The organism is Streptomyces sp. NPDC059861, from assembly GCF_042731435.1.
In the GTDB taxonomy this organism is placed as follows: Bacteria; Actinomycetota; Actinomycetes; order Streptomycetales; family Streptomycetaceae; genus Streptomyces.
In genome coordinates this window covers 67944-85794 of record NZ_JBHWJQ010000005.1, presented here as the reverse complement: position 1 = coordinate 85794, position 17851 = coordinate 67944, and the positions used below count along the sequence as shown (strand labels likewise).

Below are 17851 nucleotides of genomic sequence, written 5' to 3'. Positions count from 1 at the left end.
TCAGAACAGCTTGCCGGGATTGAGGATCCCCAGCGGGTCGAACGCCTGCTTGACCGCCCGCTGCATCTCCACCCCGACGGGGCCGATCTCGCGCGCCAGCCACTCCTTCTTCAGCACGCCCACGCCGTGTTCGCCGGTGATCGTGCCGCCGAGCTCCAGGCCGAGGGCCATGATCTCGTCGAAGGACTCACGGGCGCGGGCGCACTCGTCAGGGTCCTGGGCGTCGAAGCACACGGTCGGGTGGGTGTTGCCGTCGCCCGCGTGGGCGACCACCCCGATGGTGAGCCGGTACTTCTCGGCGATGCGCTCGACGCCCTCGATCAGGTCGCCGAGCCGGGAGCGGGGCACGCACACGTCGTCGATCATCGTGGTGCCCTTGACGGCCTCCAGCGCGGTGAGCGACAGCCGCCGTGCCTGGAGGAGCAGTTCGGACTCGGCCACGTCGTCCGCCGGGACGACCTGGGTGGCGCCGGCGGCCTCGCACAACGCGCCGAGTGCGGCCAGGTCGGCGGCCGGGTCCGGGGTGTCGAAGGCCGCGAGCAGCAGCGCCTCGGTGGTCTCCGGCAGCCCCATGGCGGCCATGTCGTTGACGGCCTTGACCGTCGTACGGTCCATCAGTTCGAGGAGAGAGGGCACGTGCCCGCCCGCCATGATCCGGCACACGGCGTCGCAGGCGGCGGCCGCGGAGGCGAACTCGGCGGCCAGCACCAGTTGCTGCGGCGGCTTGGGCCGCAGGCCCAGGACGGCCCGTACGACGATGCCGAGGGAGCCCTCGGAGCCGACGAACAGGCGGGTCAGGTCGTACCCGGCGACGCCCTTGGCGGTACGGCGGCCGGTGGACATCAGGCGGCCGTCGGCGAGGACGACGTCGAGGCCGAGGACGTACTCGGCGGTCACGCCGTACTTCACGCAGCACAGGCCGCCCGAGGCGGTGCCGATGTTGCCGCCGATGGTGCACATCTCCCAGCTGGAGGGGTCCGGCGGGTAATAGAGGCCGTGTTCGCCGACGGCGCGGGAGAGGGCGGCGTTGACGACGCCGGGTTCGACCACGGCGATGCGGTCGACCGGGCTGATCTCCAGGATCCGGTCCATCTTCGTCAGGGACAGCACGACGCAGCCCTCGGTGGCGTTGGCCCCGCCGGACAGGCCGGTTCGGGCGCCCTGCGGGACCACGGGGACGCGCAGCTCGGTGGCGACGCGCATGACGTGCTGGACCTGCTCGACCGTACGGGGCAGCACGACCACGGCCGGGGTGCCGGCCGGGCAGAAGCTCGCCATGTCGTTGGCGTAGGAGACGGTGATGTCGGGGTCGGTGAGGACGGCCTCGGCCGGCAGGCCCGCGAGCAGCCGGTCCGTGAGGTTGCCCTGCGCTTCGTCGGGAGGGGCTTGGATACGGCTCATGATCACAGAGTGTCACCCGGGGCCATCGGTGTGAACCCCGTCAGCGGCACCGTCTCCGTGCCGGGACCCGGTCGTCGTACTGGCGCACAGTGTCCGCCATGAAGACCGGTGTGAAGACCGCCGTCAGGACCGGCACGGGGAACGGGGCGAGCGATCCGCTGGGCGCGGGCAGGGGTACCGGCCGGTGGCGTACCCGGCTCGTCATGGGCGTGCTGCTCGGCCTGTTCGTGGGTGCCCTCGCTGTGGGCGGGCTGCTGTGGCTGGAGCGCCCGCAGCCACGGCCCGCACCGCCGCCCGCGCCGGGCCCCGCCGAGGTGGCGCTGGCCGCGATGCGGGCCGGGGTGCCGCCCGCGCTGCGGGATCTGGCGGTGCTCATCGGTGAGCGCGAGCGGCATCTGCGGGCACATCCCGGGGACGCGCGCGCGTGGGCGGTGCTGGGCACGGCGTACGTGGAGCGGGGGCGGCGGACCGCCGACGCCGCCTACTACCCGACCGCCGAGCGGGCGCTGCGTACCTCGCTGAAGGTGCGGCCGGGCAACGCCGGGGCGCTGGAGGGCATGACGGCGCTGGCGAACGCGCGCCGGGACTTCCGGGCCGCGCGGACCTGGGGCGAGGCCGCCGTGAAGGCGGACGGCAGGCGCTGGACGACGCAGTCGCTGCTGATCGAGGCGTACACGGGCGTCGGCGACTACAAGGCCGCCCGCAGCACCCTCGAGCGGCTCCAGAAACTGCACTCCGGCAGGGCCGTGATGGTCCGGTCGGCCGCCGTGTACTGGGACCGGGGCTGGCGTGAGGACGCGGTGGCCACCCTGGCCGACGCGGCGGCGGGCGCGGAGGCGCCGGCCGAGCGGGCGGCCTGGCTGGAGCGGGCCGGGCAGCTCGCCTGGGAGCGCGGGGACCGGGAGGTCGCCCTGCGGCACTTCGAGGAGGCGGTGCGCGCCGACCCCGACCAGCGGAGCGCGAAGGCCGGGCAGGCGCGCGCGCTGGCTGCGCTGGGGCGGACGGACGAGGCGCTGAGCGCGTACCGGCTGGCACTCGCCGAGCGGCCGTCGCCGCAGTACGCGCTGGAGCTGGGCGAGCTGTACGAGGCGCTGGGACTGGAGCAGCCGGCCCGCGCGCAGTACGACCTGCTGCACGCGCACGTCCGCAGCGCCGCCGCCGGTGGCGTGGACGAGGAGCTGGTGCGGGGGCGCTACGAGGCGGACCACGGCGATCCCGAGGAGGCCGTACGGGTGCTGCGCGCCGAGTGGCGCAAGCAGCCCGGGATCGCCGTGGCCGACGCCCTGGGGTGGGCGCTGCACCGCACGGGGGAGAACGAGGAGGCGCTGGAGTACGCGGTGCGGGCGACCGACAAGGAGCACGGGGGCGGCGTACGCAGCGCGCTGTACGCCTACCACCGCGGGATGATCGAGAACAGCCTCGGCCTGCCCGGGCCCGCGCGGCGCCATCTGGAGGAGGCGCTGCGCATCAACCCGTACTTCTCACCGCTGTTCGCGCCGCTGGCGCGGGAGAAGCTACAGGCGCTGGGCGAGCCGCCGGACGTGCCTGTTCCGGCGGCCTGACCCCGGCCTGTCAGAGGTTGCCGCGCTTCTCCTGCTCGCGCTCGATGGCCTCGAACAGGGCCTTGAAGTTGCCCTTGCCGAAGCCCATCGAGCCGTGCCGCTCGATGATCTCGAAGAAGACGGTCGGACGGTCCTGGACCGGCTTGGTGAAGATCTGCAGCAGATAGCCGTCCTCGTCGCGGTCGGCGAGGATCTTCAGTTCGCGCAGGGTGTCGACCGGCACGCGGGTCTCACCGACCCACTCGCCCAGTGTGTCGTAGTACGAGTCGGGGGTGTCCAGGAACCGCACGCCGGCCGCGCGCATCGTACGGACCGTCTGGACGATGTCGTTGGTGTTCAGCGCGATGTGCTGGACGCCCGCGCCGCCGTAGAACTCCAGGTACTCGTCGATCTGGGACTTCTTCTTGGCGAGGGCGGGCTCGTTGATCGGGAACTTGACCTTGAGCGTGCCGTCGGCGACCACCTTCGACATCAGCGCGCTGTACTCGGTCGCGATGTCGTCGCCCACGAACTCCTTCATGTTCGTGAAGCCCATGACCTTGTTGTAGAAGCCGACCCACTCGTTCATCCGGCCCAGCTCGACGTTGCCCACGCAGTGGTCGATCGCCTGGAAGGTGCGCTGGGCGGGCGGCTCCACCATCGGCTCGGCGGCCACGTAGCCCGGCAGGTAGGGGCCGTCGTAGCCGGACCGCTCGACCAGGGTGTGCCGGGTCTCGCCGTACGTGGCGATCGCGGCGAGGACGACCGTGCCGTGCTCGTCCTTCAGCTCGTACGGCTCGGCGACCGGGCGGGCGCCCTGCGCGACGGCGTAGGCGAACGCGGCCCGCGCGTCCGGCACCTCGATCGCGAGGTCGACGACACCGTCACCGTGCGCCGCCACGTGCTCGGCGAGGAAGTGGCCCCAGGTGGTGGCGGGCTTGATCACCGAGGTGAACACGAACCGGGCGGAGCCGTTCTCCAGCACGTAGGCGGCGGTCTCACGGCTGCCGTTCTCCGGTCCGGAGTAGGCGACCAGCCGCATGCCGAAGGCGGTGGAGTAGTAGTGCGCGGCCTGCTTGGCGTTGCCCACGGCGAACACGACCGCGTCCATTCCCTTGACCGGGAAGGGGTCGGCCTGCCGTGCGGTGTCGGGAGTGTGGTGTGTGGTCTGCGTCATGGCCGCAGCGTCTCGCCGACAACGCAAGGTGCGCAATAGTTGGCGTCTTTACTGGGCAAACTGACCAGTGGATTCCCCAATTCGGCGGGCGCTCTGTACAGGATGACCACTTCGGGAGGCTGCCATGACGATCGACCGGCTGGACGGACGGATCATCGTGCTGCTCGCACGGGAGCCGCGGATCGGCGTGCTGGAGATGTCCCGTCGGCTCGGGGTCGCGCGGGGCACCGTGCAGGCCCGGCTGGACCGGCTTCAGTCGAATGGCGTCATCCGTGGATTCGGCCCGCAGGTGGACCCGGCGGCCCTCGGCTATCCGGTCACCGCGTTCGCAACGCTCCAGATCCGGCAGGGACAAGGTCCCGACGTACGGGCGCACTTGGCGACCGTTCCTGAGGTGCTGGAGCTGCACACCACGACCGGCAGCGGCGACATGCTGTGCCGGCTGGTGGCCCGCTCGAACGCCGATCTTCAGCGTGTGATCGACCGGGTCGTCGGTTTTGATGGGATCGTGCGGGCCGCCACGGCGATCGTGATGGAGAACCCCGTTCCGCTGCGGATCATCCCGCTGGTGGAACAGGCGGCGCTTCATGAGTGAACGAACGATCAGCGGGAAGGCGCCGGACGGGAGTCACTAGCAGCGGGGTGATGGTGTGTGAACTTCTGGGAGTATCTCGGCAACCGCCATCAGCAACTGCTCACCGACGCCTACCAGCACGCCAGCGTCGTCTTCCAGTGCATGGTCGTGGCGACCGCGATCGGTGTGCTGATCGGCGTGGCCACCTACCGCTCCGAATGGGGCGGCAACCTGGCGACCCTCGCCACCTCGACCATCCTCACCATTCCGTCGCTGGCCATGATCGGTCTGCTGATCCCCCTGGTGGGGCTGGGCGTGCCGCCGACCGTGATCGCCCTGACGCTGTACGGGCTGCTGCCGATCGTCCGTAACGCGATCGTGGGCCTGCGGGGCGTCGATCCGACGCTGGTGGACGCGGCCACCGGCATCGGGATGTCCCGGGCGAAGCGGCTGGTGCGGATCGAGCTCCCCCTCGCCTGGCCGCCGATCCTGACCGGCATCCGGGTCTCCACACAGATGCTGATGGGCATCGCGGCCATCGCCGCGTACGCCTCGGGTCCCGGCCTGGGCAATCTGATCTTCCGCGGTCTCGCCTCGCTGGGCAGCAAGAACGCGCTGAACCAGGTGCTCGCGGGCACCGTCGGCATCATCATCCTGGCCCTGCTGTTCGACGCCGCGTACGTGCTGATCGGGCGGCTGACCATTTCGAAGGGGATCCGTGCCTGAGTCCGAGTCCCATGGGGCGACCATCGAGCTGGAGAATCTCAGCAAGCGGTACGCCGGCAATCCGCAACCCGCCGTCGACAACGTCAGCATGGAGATCAAGGCGGGCGAGACGGTCATCTTCGTCGGCCCGTCCGGGTGCGGCAAGTCGACGACCCTCAAGATGATCAACAGGTTGATCGAGCCGTCGGGCGGGCGTATCCGGATCAACGGTGACGACGTGACCCACATCGATCCGGTCAAGCTGCGCCGCAAGGTCGGCTACGCGATCCAGGCGTCCGGTCTCTTCCCGCACATGACGGTCGCCCAGAACATCGCGCTCGTACCGCGGATGATCGGCTGGTCCAAGACGCGAATCCGTGACCGGGTCGAGGAGATGCTCGATCTCGTCGGGCTCGATCCCGTCGAGTTCCACGGCCGCTATCCGCGCCAGCTGTCCGGCGGGCAGCAGCAGCGGGTGGGCGTGGCGCGGGCGCTGGCCGCCGATCCGCCGGTGCTGCTGATGGACGAGCCGTTCGGCGCGGTGGACCCGATCACGCGCGACCACCTCCAGGACGAGCTGATCCGGCTCCAGCGCGAGCTGCACAAGACGATCGTGTTCGTCACGCACGACTTCGACGAGGCGATCAAGCTGGGTGACCGCATCGCGGTGCTGCGGGAGCGGTCGCACATCGCGCAGTTCGACACCCCGGAGGCGATCCTCACCAACCCGGCGGACGACTTCGTCTCCGGCTTCGTGGGCGCCGGCGCGGCGCTGAAGCGGCTGAACCTCACGCGCGTCCGGGACGTGGAGATCACCGACTACCCGACGGTGACCGTGGACGACCCGCTCCAGAGCATCTTCAACCGGCTCCGCTCCAGCGGCACGAACGAGATCCTGCTGCTGGACAAGCGGGGCCGCCCCTACAAGTGGCTCAGGCGAGGCGATCTGATGCGGGCCAAGGGCTCGCTCGCGCGGGCCGGGACCCTGGTCCACGACACGGTGACCCGGGACGCGACCCTGCGGGACGCGCTGGAGGCCGTCCTCACGGACAACACCGGGCGGGTCGCGGTGACCGGACGGCGGGGCGAGTACACCGGCGTGGTCGACATGGAGACGCTGATGAACTCCGTGCACGAGCTGCTGGAGGCCGACCGGCTGGACGCCCTGGAGCACCAGCACGACCTGGAGGAGACGCGGGCCGGCCAGACGCACGCGGAACAGGAGGGTCACGGAGGGGAGCCCAAGGCGTGACCACCTCTTCGGAGCAGAACCGTCCCCCCGGCGAGCACGACGTCAGGGGGCATGCCTTCCGTGACGAGGGCGAGGTGCCCGGCGACCAGGAGCCCTCTCCCCCGCCGGCCCGGACGGCCCCCCGCATCACCTGGCAGAAGCTGACCTTCCTGCCCGCCTTCGTGGTGGCCCTGCTGCTGGCGACCTGGCTGTGGTTCCGGCAGGCCGACCTGGACACCATCTCCGAGAACGCGCTGTCCGGCGGCCAGGTGTCCGAGGCGCTGTGGCAGCACATCCAGCTGACCGCGATCTCCACGTTCTTCGTGCTGATCATCGCGATCCCGCTGGGCATCCTGCTCACCCGCAAGACGTTCCGGAAGGTCACCCCGGTGGCGATGGTGTTCGCCAACATGGGCCAGGCGACCCCGGCGATCGGCCTGCTCGCCCTGCTGGTGATCTGGCTCGGCATCGGCCGCAGGGCGGCCCTGATCGGCATCATCGTCTACGCCATCCTGCCGGTGCTGTCGAACACGATCTCCGGCCTCAAGGCGAACGACCCGACGCTGCTGGAGGCGGCCCGGGGCATCGGCATGTCGCCGACGGGCGTGCTGAGCCGGGTGGAGCTGCCGCTGGCGGTCCCGCTGATCCTGGCGGGCGTCCGTACGGCGCTGGTGCTGAACGTCGGTACGGCGACGCTCGCGACATTCGGCGGCGGGGGCGGTCTGGGTACGCTGATCACAACCGGTATCACCAGTCAGCGGATGCCCGTACTGATCCTGGGATCCGTCCTCACCGTCACGCTTGCCCTGCTGGTGGACTGGCTGGCCTCGCTCGCCGAAGTGATGCTACGGCCGCGGGGACTGGAGGTGGGCCGATGAGGCGGTTGCTGTACCTCGCCACGGCGCTGGTGCTGGCCTCCGGCTGCGGACTGACCAGCGGCTCCCCCATGGTCGACGATGTGCGGCCCGGGTCGATCGGGCAGGGCGAGCCCCTGAAGGGCGCCGATCTCACGGTCACCTCGAAGGAGTTCACCGAGCAGCTGATCCTGGGCGCCATCATGGGGATCGCCTTCGAGGCGGCGGGCGCCAACGTCCTCGACCGGACCGGCATCCAGGGGTCCGTGGGGTCGCGCGAGGCGGTCAAGAGCGGTGAGGCGGACGCCGGCTACGAGTACACGGGCACGGCCTGGATCACCTACCTGGGCAACAGCAAGCCCATCACCGACCCGCGCCGTCAGTGGGAGGCGGTGCGCGACGCGGACCGGAAGAACGGACTGACCTGGCTGGAGCCGTCGGCCCTGAACAACACCTACGCCCTGGCGATGAACCAGGCCAACGCCAAGAAGTACGGCACGAAAACCCTCTCGGAGGTGGCCGCGCTGTCGAAGTCCGACCCCGCGGCCGTGACGCTGTGCGTGGAGGGCGAGTTCGCCAACCGCGCGGACGGGCTGCCGGGCATGGAGAAGGCGTACGGCATGGACATCCCGCCGTCCCGGGTCACGCAGATGGACACCGGGATCATCTACACCCAGACGGCGAAGGGCGGCTGCACCTACGGGGAGGTCTTCACCACCGACGGCCGCATCAAGTCCATGAACCTGGTGGTGATGGAGGACGACAAGAAGTTCTTCCCCAACTACAACGCCGCCCCCGTGATCAACACCAAGACCCTCAAGGAGTGGCCGGCGATCGCGGGCGTCCTCGACCCGATCACGAAGAAGCTGAACAACTCGGTGGCGCAGACCCTCAACGCGAAGGTGGACGTGGACGGCGAGGATCCCCATCAGGTGGCCCTGGACTGGCTGGTGCAGGAGGGGTTCGTACGGGAGGGATGACAACGTGCAAAGAACCCCTTGCAAAGCAATCTATGCAAGGATAGCTTTGTACGCATGACCGAGCCCCGGGACCGACAGGTCCGCAACCTCGACGCCCGCTCCCTGCGAGGCCTCGCCCATCCCCTGCGCATGCAGTTGCTGCGCGCCCTGCGGCAGGACGGGCCCGCCACCGCGTCGCTGCTCGCCGAACGGCTCGGCGAGTCCAGCGGGGCCACCAGCTACCACCTGCGCCAGCTCGCCGCGCACGGCTTCGTCGAGGACGCGCCGGAGCGCGGCAAGGGGCGGGAGCGGTGGTGGCGGGCGGCCGACGGAGGCATCAGCTTCGACTCCGGCCTGCTCACCGACGCGGACCCGGACACCCGTGGCGCCGCGGACACCTTCCTGCACGAGGTCGCCTCCACGCACGCCCGCGAGCTCGCCACCTGGGTCGGTACGCGCGAGGACTGGCAGCCCGCATGGGCGCAGGCCACCGACATGAGCGACTGGACGCTGCGCCTCACCCCGGACCGGGCACAGGAACTCATCGACAGGATGCACGAGTTGCTGCAGAGCTACCGGGACGAGGACGACGCGCCCGGAGCGGAGCGGGTCCGCGTCCACACGCACACCTTCCCCATCAGCACGGACTCGGAGAGGTCCCGATGACGAACCCCGACACCCATCTCGCCCTGCACCACGCACGTTCCGCCGACCTCCGCGCGCGGGCCGACGCCCATCGCCTCGCCGCGACGGTCGGGCGCCGGGGCGACCTCCGCACGCGGCTCGGCTGGACCCTCGTGGAAGTGGGGCTGCGGCTGGTCTCCCCGCCGAGGCCGGCGCTCGCGGGTTAGCAGCTCGGGACCGAGCCCGTGCCCTTCGCCAGCGCGGTCAGGGACTGGACCGTGCCCTTCAGGGTCCTGACCGGGATCAGGCGCAGGCCCTTGGGGAGTTCCGACTTGGCGTCGGCACACTCGGCGCTAGGGACGAGGAAGACGGTCGCGCCGTCGCGGCGGGCGGCCTGGGTCTTCAGGGCGACGCCGCCGACCGCGCCCACCGAGCCGTCGGCCTCGATGGTGCCCGTGCCGGCGATGTTGCGGCCGCCGGTGAGGTCGCCGCCGCTGCCGTCACCCTCCAGCTTGTCGATGATGCCGAGGGAGAAGAGCAGGCCGGCGCTGGGGCCGCCCACGTCGGCGAGTTCGAGGTCGACCTCGATGTCCTTGTCCTCAAGACCCAGGTAGGTGAGCGCGGCCTCGCTCGCCGCGTTCTGGGACTCGCGCATCTGGGCCTCGTTGTGCTGCTCGATCTCCTTGACGGTGTCGCCGCTCGGGTAGACCGCGTCGCGGGGCATGACCGCCTTGTCGGTGCGCCACCAGCTGTCCAGCACGTCGCCGAGCCAGACGCGGGTGTCCGGGCTGGTCGCCTCGATGGTCGTCATCCGCAGCTGCCCGTCGGTCTCGCGGGTCGGCGCACCGGAGATCGTGATCACCGGCGTGCCCTGGTCCTCCCCGAGCACGTTCGCCGTCATCCCCGGCTGCGCCACCGCGAACGGCAGCGGCGCCACCACCGTGGCGGCGATCAGACCGACGACGGGCAGCGCACAGACGGCGAGGGCCTTGGAACGCGTGAGACGAGAGAGCACGAGGTCAATCTAACGCGCGGGCGTGTTCGAGACGTCGGCGGTGCGGTGGGGCGCTCGCCGTACCCCCCGCCACCCAGCGCCCGCCGCGCGGGTGCCACCGCGCCGTCAGGCCGGTTCCCGGACCGTGCCGGCGTCAGCGGAGGGCCTCCGCCACCTCTCTCGCCGCGTCCACCACCCTCACGCCGACGCGTTCCGGGACCGCGTCCGCGAGCATGACCACGCCGACGCTGCCCTCGACGCCGGTCACGCCGACCAGGGGGGCGGCGGCTCCGCACGCGCCTGCCTCCAGTTCGCCCTGGGTGAGGGTGTAAGCGGGGTCGCTGTGCGGGCGCTGGCGGGCGGCCAGGATCGCCTTGCCGGCGGCCCCCCGGTCCAGGGGGTGCCGGAAGCCGGCCCGATAGGCCACGTGATAGTCCGTCCAGGTCGGCTCGACCACCGCGACGGCCAGCGCCTCCGCCCCGTCCACCAGCGTCAGATGCGCCGTCGCCCCGATGTCCTCGGCCAGCGACCGCAACGCCGGCAGCGCGGCCTCCCGTACCAGCGGATGCACCTGCCGTCCGAGCCCCAGCACACCCAGCCCGACCCGGGCGCGCCCGCCCAGGTCGCGGCGTACCAGCGCATGCTGTTCCAACGTGGCGAGCAGGCGGTAGACGACGGTGCGGTTCACGCCCAGCTTGGTGGACAGCTCGGTGACGGTCAGCCCGTGGTCCGTGTCGGCCAGCAACTTGAGGACGCGCAGTCCCCGGTCGAGCGTCTGAGAGGTCTCCGCGGTCACGACGCCCACTCCTTAAGTGGTGAGTTCGGCAGACCTCTCGTGGCGGACGCGTCACCGAGTCCCGGCAGCGACGCGCTTCAGAGGCTGCCGATCGGCTGACGGCCCGGCCGGTGGTCCGGGCCCAGTCGCTTCACGGCTGCGCTCCGCGGCGGCGCTGCCACGGGGCGTGTGCGTAGCGGGACATTAGCGAGCTGGTTCGCTCAGCGGAAGTCTCCGTCCAGAATCCGGTCAGGGACCGGTACGGGGTACTCGGGTTTGCCCTGATACATACCGGCGCACGTGGTCCGGCGCGCACCACCCGCGCACACCACGCCCGCCCGACGCCACCAACCCCCGCGCGTGCGTTGCGTGCTGCGGTCTCACCGCATCCGCGTGGCCCATTCCTGGACCTTGGCGATCCGCTGCCGCAGTTGCCCCGCCGTCGCCTCCGCGCTCGGCGGCCCGCCGCACACACGGCGCAGTTCGGTGTGGACGACGCCGTGCGGCTTGCCGCTCTGGTGGACGTACGCACCCACCAGGTTGTTGAGCTGCCGGCGCAGCTCCATCATCTCCTTATGGCTGACCACCGGCCGCCGCTCGGCGGGCATTTCGAGCAGGTCGGCCTCGGCGTCCGGCTTCTTACGGCTGTGCGCGATCTGCCGCGCCTGCCGCTTCTGGAGCAGGAGTTGCACCTGGTCGGGTTCGAGCAGCCCGGGGATGCCGAGGTAGTCCTGCTCCTCCTCGCTCCCCGGGTGGGCCTGCATCCCGAACTCGGCGCCGTTGTACATGACCCGGTCGAAGACGGCGTCGGATTCGAGGGCCTCGAAGGGGAGCATGTCCTGCTCGCCGGTGTCCTCGTCCTTCTGCTGCTCCGCCTCCTGGAGGAGCTTGTCCTCCTCGGCGTACGGGTCCTCCTCGCCGTCCTTCTTCGGCTTGTCGAGCACGTGGTCGCGCTCGCGCTCCATCTCGCCCGCGAAGGAGAGCAGGTCCGGCACCGTCGGCAGGAACACGGACGCGGTCTCGCCGCGCCGCCGGGACCGTACGAAGCGGCCGACGGCCTGCGCGAAGAAGAGCGGTGTCGAGATGGTCGTCGCGTACACCCCGACCGCCAGCCGCGGTACGTCGACACCCTCGGACACCATCCGCACCGCGACCATCCACCGGTCGGTGTTGCCGCTGAACTCGTCGATCCGGTCGGACGCGCCGGCGTCGTCGGACAGCACGAGGGTCGCCCTGTTGCCCGTGATGTCCCTGATGAGCTTGGCGTACGCCCGCGCCGAGTCCTGGTCGGAGGCGATGACGAGGGCACCGGCGTCCGGGATCGCCTTCCTCACCTCGGTCAGCCGCTGGTCGGCGGCGCGCAGCACGGACGGCATCCACTCGCCGCGCGGATCGAGCGCCGTGCGCCAGGCCTGGCTGATCGCGTCCTTGGTCATCGGCTCGCCGAGGCGTGCCTCGATCTCGTCGCCGGCCTTGGTGCGCCAGCGCATGTTGCCGCTGTAGGAAAGGAAGATGACCGGCCGCACGACGTTGTCGGCGAGGGCGGAGCCGTATCCGTAGGTGTAGTCGGCGGCGGAGCGCCGGATCCCGTCGGCCCCTTCCTCGTACGCGACGAAGGGAATGGGGTGGGTGTCGGACCGGAACGGCGTACCGGTCAGGGCCAGCCGCCGGGTCGCCGGCTCGAAGGCCTCCAGGCAGGCCTCACCCCAGGACTTGGAGTCGCCGGCGTGGTGGATCTCGTCGAGGATCACGAGGGTCTTGCGCTGCTCGACGCGGTTGCGGTGCAGCATCGGCCGCACGCCCACCCCCGCGTACGTCACCGCGACCCCGTGGTACTCCTTGCCGAGCGGTCCCGCGCTGTACTCGGGATCCAGCTTGATCCCTATCCGCGCGGCGGCCTCCGCCCACTGCTTCTTCAGATGCTCGGTGGGCGCGACCACGGTCACCTGCTGCACGACGTGGTGGTGCAGCAGCCAGGACGCCAGCGTCAGCGCGAAGGTCGTCTTGCCGGCGCCGGGGGTGGCGACCGCCAGGAAGTCACGCGGCTGCTCCTGGATGTACTTCTCCATCGCGCCCTGCTGCCAGGCACGCAGCTTGCTCGCGGTACCCCAGGGGGCGCGGCCCGGGAAGGCGGGCGAGAGGTGATGGGAGGACGAGGAGGAAGCAGACATGGGCGTGGGCCCGGAGGGCCCTCCGTTAAGGGTGGTGGCGGGCGACGGGCGGGCGGTAGTCACGGTCTCCGTGGGGGTCGAGCGGCCGGGCTGGGTACGACAACCGGGCCACCCTACCGGCGCCCCCCATCCCTCAAGCAGTGAACTCCCCCGCCTCCCCCACGGGTGGGACCGACGTCACAACCCCTCGGTCGGAGAGGGAGAGTGCTCCCGCACCCGTGTCGTCACCCACGCCCCCAGCAACGCCACCACCGCCATCGGCAGGAACACCGCCGCGAACGCCGCCGGGTGGGAGGCCGTGGTCGTCGTCACCGTGTGGGCGACCGCGCCGCCGCCCAGGGCGGCGAAGGCCGCGCCGCCCAGGGCCAGGAGAAGGATGTTGGACAGGCCGTCGGAGATCTGGAGGGCGGCGGAGTTGGTGCCGGCCTGGTCGGGGGCGGAGAGCTGGAGAAGCAGGACGCTGGTCGAGGAGATCACGAGGCCCATGCCGAGGCAGCCGAAGGCCCAGGCGACGGCGACGATCCAGACGGGGACGGAGTCGAGCAGGACGCTCGGGGCGGTGGCGATGGCCGCCGCGACCAGCAGCATGCCCAGCGTCATCAGACGTTCGCGGTACGGCTCCAGGCGGGGCCGCGACTGCAGCCAGGAGCCCAGCGCCCAGGTCGCCCCGCCCGCCGCCAGCGAGAAACCGGACAGCGTCGGGCTGAGGCCCCGCTGGGTGACCAGCATCAGGGGCACGAAGGACTCCGCGGCGATGAACGACCCCGCCGCGACGCCGCGCAGCAGCACGACCGAGGGCAGTCCGCGCGCCGCCCGGTAGGTGCCACGCGGGAGGAGCCCCAGCACCGCCGGGATCAGCAGCACGATGCCCGCCGCCCCGGGCAGCACGGAGAGCGGGCGCAGGTCCTGCGCCGCGTACTGGAGGAGACCCGCGCCGAAGGAGATGCCGAGCGCGAGGCGAATACGGCGGCGGTCGAAGGAACCCGGCCCCTTCCCTGCCCCGTCCTTCACGTCTCCCGAGGCCCGCAGCCGTATCTGCGGCAGGGCGAGCGCCAGTGGGAGCAGCACCAGCACCGGTATCCCGAGGAACACCCAACGCCAGCCCAGCTGTTCGGTCACCGCGCCCGCCGCGAGCGGCCCGACCACCGACGGCACCACCCAGCTCGCCGCGAACGCCGCCATGATCGCCGGCCGCATCCGCTCCGGGTAGGCCCGCCCGACCACGACGTACAGCGCCACGATCACCATCCCGCCGCCGAACCCCTGCACCGCCCGGCCGAGGATGAACAGCCACATCGCCCCCGCCGTGCCGGACAGCAGCAGCCCCGCGGCGAAGGCGCCGATCCCGGTGGTCAGCGCGCCCAGCGGGCCTCGCCGGTCCGACCACTGCCCCGCGAGCACCATGGCGAACAGGCTCGTCGTGAAGTACCCCGAGAACGCGAACGCGTACAGCGACACCCCGTCCAGCTCGCGCGCCGCCACCGGCATCGCCGTCCCCACGGCCGTCGCCTCGAAGGCGATCAGCAGCACGACCGAGACGATGCCCACGCTCAGGGCCCGGTACGACCGGCCGAGCACACCCTCGCTGTCGGGTTCCGACGGGAGGATCGGGGCGTCTGCGACCTCGGTGTCGCGTGGGTTCAGGGCAGCCATGTACGCCAGCGTAAGGGGCACAACCTGATGTGACCCCTGTCGGGAGACGGTGATGGCCTCCGTCCTTGGTCGTAGGCCCGGCCGTTCGTGAACGGCGCATGGCAGTCCCGTTGCAGCCCCCCGCCCCTCCTTGAGCCGCACCCGCCCCGCCCCTACGGTCGAGGCACGTCACCAGCACACGGCCGTGTGCCCGAGTGGTTCAGGGGCTCGCCTGCAAAGCGAGTTACGCGGGTTCGATCCCCGCCACGGCCTCTGGTTGCCTGACCAGGCAAAACGAAGGGGTACTGGACGTGAGACGGCCCCCGGGACCGGCCCGGGAGGCCCTCGTCAGCGGCGCGCGGCCCATGCCTCGCTGTTCAGGAAGTGGTTGTCGTAGAGGTCCTGGACCTTCAGCAGACTGTCCGGGCCGACCTCGCCCAGGCGGATGCGCTGGATGTGGCGGAAGTACTCGAAGCGCTCGACGCCCGGGGTGATCACGACGAGGATGTCGGCGCCGGCGCCGGGGGTGGCGGCGAAGGCGTGCGGCTTGCCCGGCGGGACGATGAGGAGATCGCCGCGTTCCGCGGTGACGATGTCGTCGCCGGAGAGGATCTCGGCGGCGCCATCCAGCAGGAAGAACATCTCCGCGGAGTGCCGGTGCAGATGCGGTGGGGCGCCATCGGTGCCTGCCGCCAGCGTGACCCGCACAGTGGACAGCGCCCCACCAGACGCGCTGCTGTCAGCCAGCAGCGTGAAAACACCGTCGGGATCATCATCGATCGTCTCGGCCTCGGCCGCACGGACGATCACGGACGAGTCGAACTGCGGCACGAACAGCGACATGTGCGAACCTCCCTGTGACCGTCACGAACAGGCTTGGGGGCGCGCTCCGTCAGTGCGTCACGTCAAGGCGGACGACCGCGCCGATCTCGACGAGCTGGTCGGGCAGCGCGAGGTCGGCCACGCCCATGACGGTGCTGGTGGGCCGGTAGTCGCCGCAGTACGCGGCATGCAGCCTGGCGAGGGTGTCGAAGTTCTCCCGCAGATCCATGACCAGGACGGTGGTCTCGACGATCTGGTTGCGGGTGGCGCCGAAGTGCTCCAGCACCCGGTCGAGGTTTTCGAAAGTCGTCCTCACCTGGACCTCGAAGTCTCCCACCCCGACGAAGGCCCCGGTGCTGTCGTGCGACACCTGCCCGGAGACATAGAGCGTGTCGCCGACTTGCACGGCCTGGCTGTACCCGTACTGGGCTTCCCACGGCATACCGAAGCCGAGTTCCCTGGACCGAACAGTCACGATTCTCTCCCGAATGATCGACCGAACAGATTCCGGGCTCCTACAACTTGCTTCGCAGCGGATTCACGTTGCCTCGTACAGACAGCCCCCCAGACCAGGGTGTCTCCTGCCGGCTACCTCCGCATCCGGGGCTGCGGCGGACAGGACCAGGAAGGGCGTACCGCACAGCCTGACCTGCTCGCGGGTGCGGCCCAGGGTGCGCAAGAGCCCCTCGTTGGCGTCCGCGTAGATCACTGCGGGGTCAGCGATGCCACCGCCCCGGGAAGGGCCCGGAACACCCCTGCCCTAGGTAGGTCTCGCCCGTCTCAGTTTCCGTCTCGTTCACCGCCGTACGCGACCCTCCAGCGCCGTTCACCCCGCCCCTCGGGCACAGCTTCCGTACGGATCCGAACGCCCGCGACCACGCCCGGATGACGCCCTGACCAGCGCGGACAAACCTGCGAAGCAAGTTACGTGGGTTCGAATCCCGCCACGGCCTCCAGTCCCGCAGGGCCCCGGCGTCGGGCTACAGCACGCCGCCCGCCTCGTCCTGGAACAGCTCCGTCCAGTAGTGCCAGCCGGAGCGGTCGACCGAGCCCGTCGGGTCGATCCTGCGCAGGACGTCGATCATCGTCGCCGCCAGCTGGTCGTACGTCTCCGTCGTCAGCTCGTGGTCCGTCGCCGCGTCGATCGCCTTCTCGCGGTGCAACAGCCAGAGGGTGAAGGCCAGGGTAGATATGTCCGTGTTGAGCGGATACAGCCTCGCCTCGGATTCGCTCCAGTCGAGGACCTCGCCCGTGGCGCCGTCGACGACCAGGCTGTTGTCCTCGATGAGGTAGCCGAGGCGTATCAGGTGGTCCGCGCGGGCCGGGAGGCGATCGGTGGGGAAGTCGCCCGGGCGCTCGTCGGTGTAGTACTCGGTGAGGGTCGGCAGCGGGACGTCCGTGTCGAGGTGGAAGAGGAAGCCGTCCTCGGGCAGGCCCGTCTCGCGCAGGAAGCGGCGGGTCGGCTCGTGGGTGAGGGTCGCGGGGAAGTCGACCTCCTCGAAGCGGGCGATCCGGCCGGGGCCGAACTCCTGGTCCAGCAGGCGCCGAGGCAGGTCCAGGGTGAGGCCGGACTCCGTGCCCGGGCCGGCCATCAGGGCCAGCGGGCGGATCAGCGCGGCCATCCGCCAGTACGGCGGCATCTCACCCTCCGCGCCGGTGCCCTCCTCGAACACGGCGAGCAACTGCCGCGTCGCCTCCGCCACCGCCTTCGGCCCGGAGCGGCCGGCGTACGAGGCGAACTGACCACGTACATCCGCCAGTTCCTCCGTCGCCGCGGCGAACCGGACCAGCGTCCGCAGCGACGGCGCCAGCGGGCGGCTGTCCATCAGGTCGGGGCGGTCGTAGAAGAAGTACGCCGTCGAGACCTCGCCGGTCGCGCCGTCGAGCAGCACCGACTCCGACTCCAGGCCGTCGGGCGCCAGGAGCCCGCCTATCACCAGCTGTTCGCGCAGCCGGGCGATCAGACGGCCGGGGTCGCCGGTCGAGTCGGCCACCGTGCGCAGCCCGTCCCTGCGCAGGGCGTCGAACGTCAACAGAGCGCTGTCCGCGGGCAGTCCGGGGCCCGTCAGCCAGCGGCGCGTCGGCCCATGCGTGACGTGCGGGTCGAGTTGGTCCTCGGTCAGGGTGATCACCGCGGCGGCGGCGTCGATCGTGCTCATGGTTCCCCCGTGCATGGTGGTCCACGGGGTACGCCCGCCGCCCGTGCCCCGCGCGGCCGTCCCCACTGCTCAGAACACTACGCGCCACCACTGACAATCGCTCCGGCCTGCGCAGACACCGAGCGAACGGCACCTGTTGAACGATGCCGAAGAAGGGCTGCCGCCACCACCATCGCAACGGCATCCGCAACAGGCCGCCGTCCCGGGCCCGTCGAAGGCGCCGCCCGGCGCC

The 17851-nt window shown here is 70.9% G+C and carries 17 protein-coding genes and 1 tRNA gene; 9 read left to right on the top strand and 9 right to left on the bottom strand.

Features of this window, described 5'->3' with window-relative positions; genetic code table 11:
* Positions 1-1407, bottom strand: coding sequence for an FAD-linked oxidase C-terminal domain-containing protein (locus ACFV6X_RS06085; protein WP_365459715.1), 1407 nt, complete (start codon positions 1405-1407; stop codon positions 1-3).
* 197 nt (positions 1408-1604) lie between these two features.
* Here ACFV6X_RS06085 and ACFV6X_RS06080 point away from each other — a divergent pair, with 197 nt between their 5' ends.
* Positions 1605-2963, top strand: coding sequence for a tetratricopeptide repeat protein (locus ACFV6X_RS06080; RefSeq protein ID WP_385378747.1), 1359 nt, complete (start codon positions 1605-1607; stop codon positions 2961-2963).
* Positions 2964-2973: 10 nt separating this feature from the next.
* On the opposite strand, the gene hppD is transcribed toward ACFV6X_RS06080, so the two are convergent.
* Entirely contained in the window at positions 2974-4119 is a 1146-nt protein-coding gene (gene hppD, locus ACFV6X_RS06075) for a 4-hydroxyphenylpyruvate dioxygenase (protein ID WP_385378324.1), read from the bottom strand.
* Positions 4120-4243: 124 nt separating this feature from the next.
* On the opposite strand from hppD, the gene ACFV6X_RS06070 reads away from it, so the two are divergent.
* Genes ACFV6X_RS06070 through ACFV6X_RS06040 form a run of 7 tightly spaced genes read left to right on the top strand, consistent with a single transcriptional unit; the run spans position 4244 to position 9293 of the window.
* Positions 4244-4714: an Lrp/AsnC family transcriptional regulator gene (locus ACFV6X_RS06070; protein WP_365459709.1), complete on the top strand. Its 471-nt coding sequence runs from the start codon at positions 4244-4246 to the stop codon at positions 4712-4714.
* A gap of 57 nt (positions 4715-4771) precedes the next feature.
* Positions 4772-5419 carry an ABC transporter permease gene (locus tag ACFV6X_RS06065; protein ID WP_385378321.1) on the top strand — a complete coding sequence of 216 codons (648 nt, stop codon included), beginning with the start codon at positions 4772-4774 and terminating at the stop codon, positions 5417-5419.
* Entirely contained in the window at positions 5412-6650 is a 1239-nt protein-coding gene (locus ACFV6X_RS06060) for a betaine/proline/choline family ABC transporter ATP-binding protein (RefSeq protein ID WP_385378318.1), read from the top strand. The genes ACFV6X_RS06065 and ACFV6X_RS06060 overlap by 8 nt, the downstream gene beginning before the upstream one ends.
* The gene (locus ACFV6X_RS06055; protein WP_385378315.1) at positions 6647-7507 is read left to right on the top strand and encodes an ABC transporter permease; all 861 of its coding nucleotides are present in this window, start codon (positions 6647-6649) and stop codon (positions 7505-7507) included. Before ACFV6X_RS06060 ends, ACFV6X_RS06055 begins: the two co-directional genes overlap by 4 nt.
* A complete protein-coding gene (locus ACFV6X_RS06050; RefSeq protein ID WP_385378312.1) occupies positions 7504-8463 on the top strand; it encodes a glycine betaine ABC transporter substrate-binding protein in 960 nt (319 codons plus the stop codon). The genes ACFV6X_RS06055 and ACFV6X_RS06050 overlap by 4 nt, the downstream gene beginning before the upstream one ends.
* A gap of 54 nt (positions 8464-8517) precedes the next feature.
* On the top strand, positions 8518-9108 hold the full coding sequence (locus tag ACFV6X_RS06045) for an ArsR/SmtB family transcription factor (RefSeq protein ID WP_385378309.1): 591 nt from the start codon (positions 8518-8520) through the stop codon (positions 9106-9108).
* Entirely contained in the window at positions 9105-9293 is a 189-nt protein-coding gene (locus ACFV6X_RS06040; RefSeq protein ID WP_385378306.1) for a hypothetical protein, read from the top strand. Before ACFV6X_RS06045 ends, ACFV6X_RS06040 begins: the two co-directional genes overlap by 4 nt.
* Here ACFV6X_RS06040 and ACFV6X_RS06035 read toward each other — a convergent pair.
* The 4 genes from ACFV6X_RS06035 to ACFV6X_RS06020 form a co-directional block, all read right to left on the bottom strand.
* Positions 9290-10081, bottom strand: a complete 792-nt coding sequence (locus ACFV6X_RS06035) for a S16 family serine protease (RefSeq protein ID WP_385378304.1) — start codon at positions 10079-10081, stop codon at positions 9290-9292. The two genes, ACFV6X_RS06040 and ACFV6X_RS06035, sit on opposite strands and share 4 nt — an antisense overlap.
* Before the next feature lie 133 nt (positions 10082-10214).
* On the bottom strand, positions 10215-10856 hold the full coding sequence (locus tag ACFV6X_RS06030; protein ID WP_385378301.1) for an IclR family transcriptional regulator: 642 nt from the start codon (positions 10854-10856) through the stop codon (positions 10215-10217).
* Between the two features lie 359 nt (positions 10857-11215).
* Positions 11216-13006 (bottom strand): DEAD/DEAH box helicase, encoded by a 1791-nt coding sequence (locus ACFV6X_RS06025; RefSeq protein WP_385378298.1) that lies wholly within the window; start codon positions 13004-13006, stop codon positions 11216-11218.
* A 177-nt stretch (positions 13007-13183) separates the two neighbouring features.
* The gene (locus ACFV6X_RS06020; RefSeq protein WP_385378295.1) at positions 13184-14659 is read right to left on the bottom strand and encodes an MFS transporter; all 1476 of its coding nucleotides are present in this window, start codon (positions 14657-14659) and stop codon (positions 13184-13186) included.
* Between the two features lie 180 nt (positions 14660-14839).
* Here ACFV6X_RS06020 and ACFV6X_RS06015 point away from each other — a divergent pair.
* Positions 14840-14911 (top strand) — tRNA-Cys (locus tag ACFV6X_RS06015).
* Between the two features lie 75 nt (positions 14912-14986).
* Here ACFV6X_RS06015 and ACFV6X_RS06010 read toward each other — a convergent pair.
* From ACFV6X_RS06010 to ACFV6X_RS06000, 3 genes are all read right to left on the bottom strand, one after another.
* A complete protein-coding gene (locus ACFV6X_RS06010) occupies positions 14987-15481 on the bottom strand; it encodes a cupin domain-containing protein (RefSeq protein WP_385378292.1) in 495 nt (164 codons plus the stop codon).
* Positions 15482-15530: 49 nt separating this feature from the next.
* A complete protein-coding gene (locus ACFV6X_RS06005; protein ID WP_385378289.1) occupies positions 15531-15935 on the bottom strand; it encodes a RidA family protein in 405 nt (134 codons plus the stop codon).
* Between the two features lie 505 nt (positions 15936-16440).
* Positions 16441-17619, bottom strand: a complete 1179-nt coding sequence (locus ACFV6X_RS06000) for an SUKH-4 family immunity protein (RefSeq protein WP_385378286.1) — start codon at positions 17617-17619, stop codon at positions 16441-16443.
* Between the last annotated feature and the right edge of the window lie 232 nt (positions 17620-17851).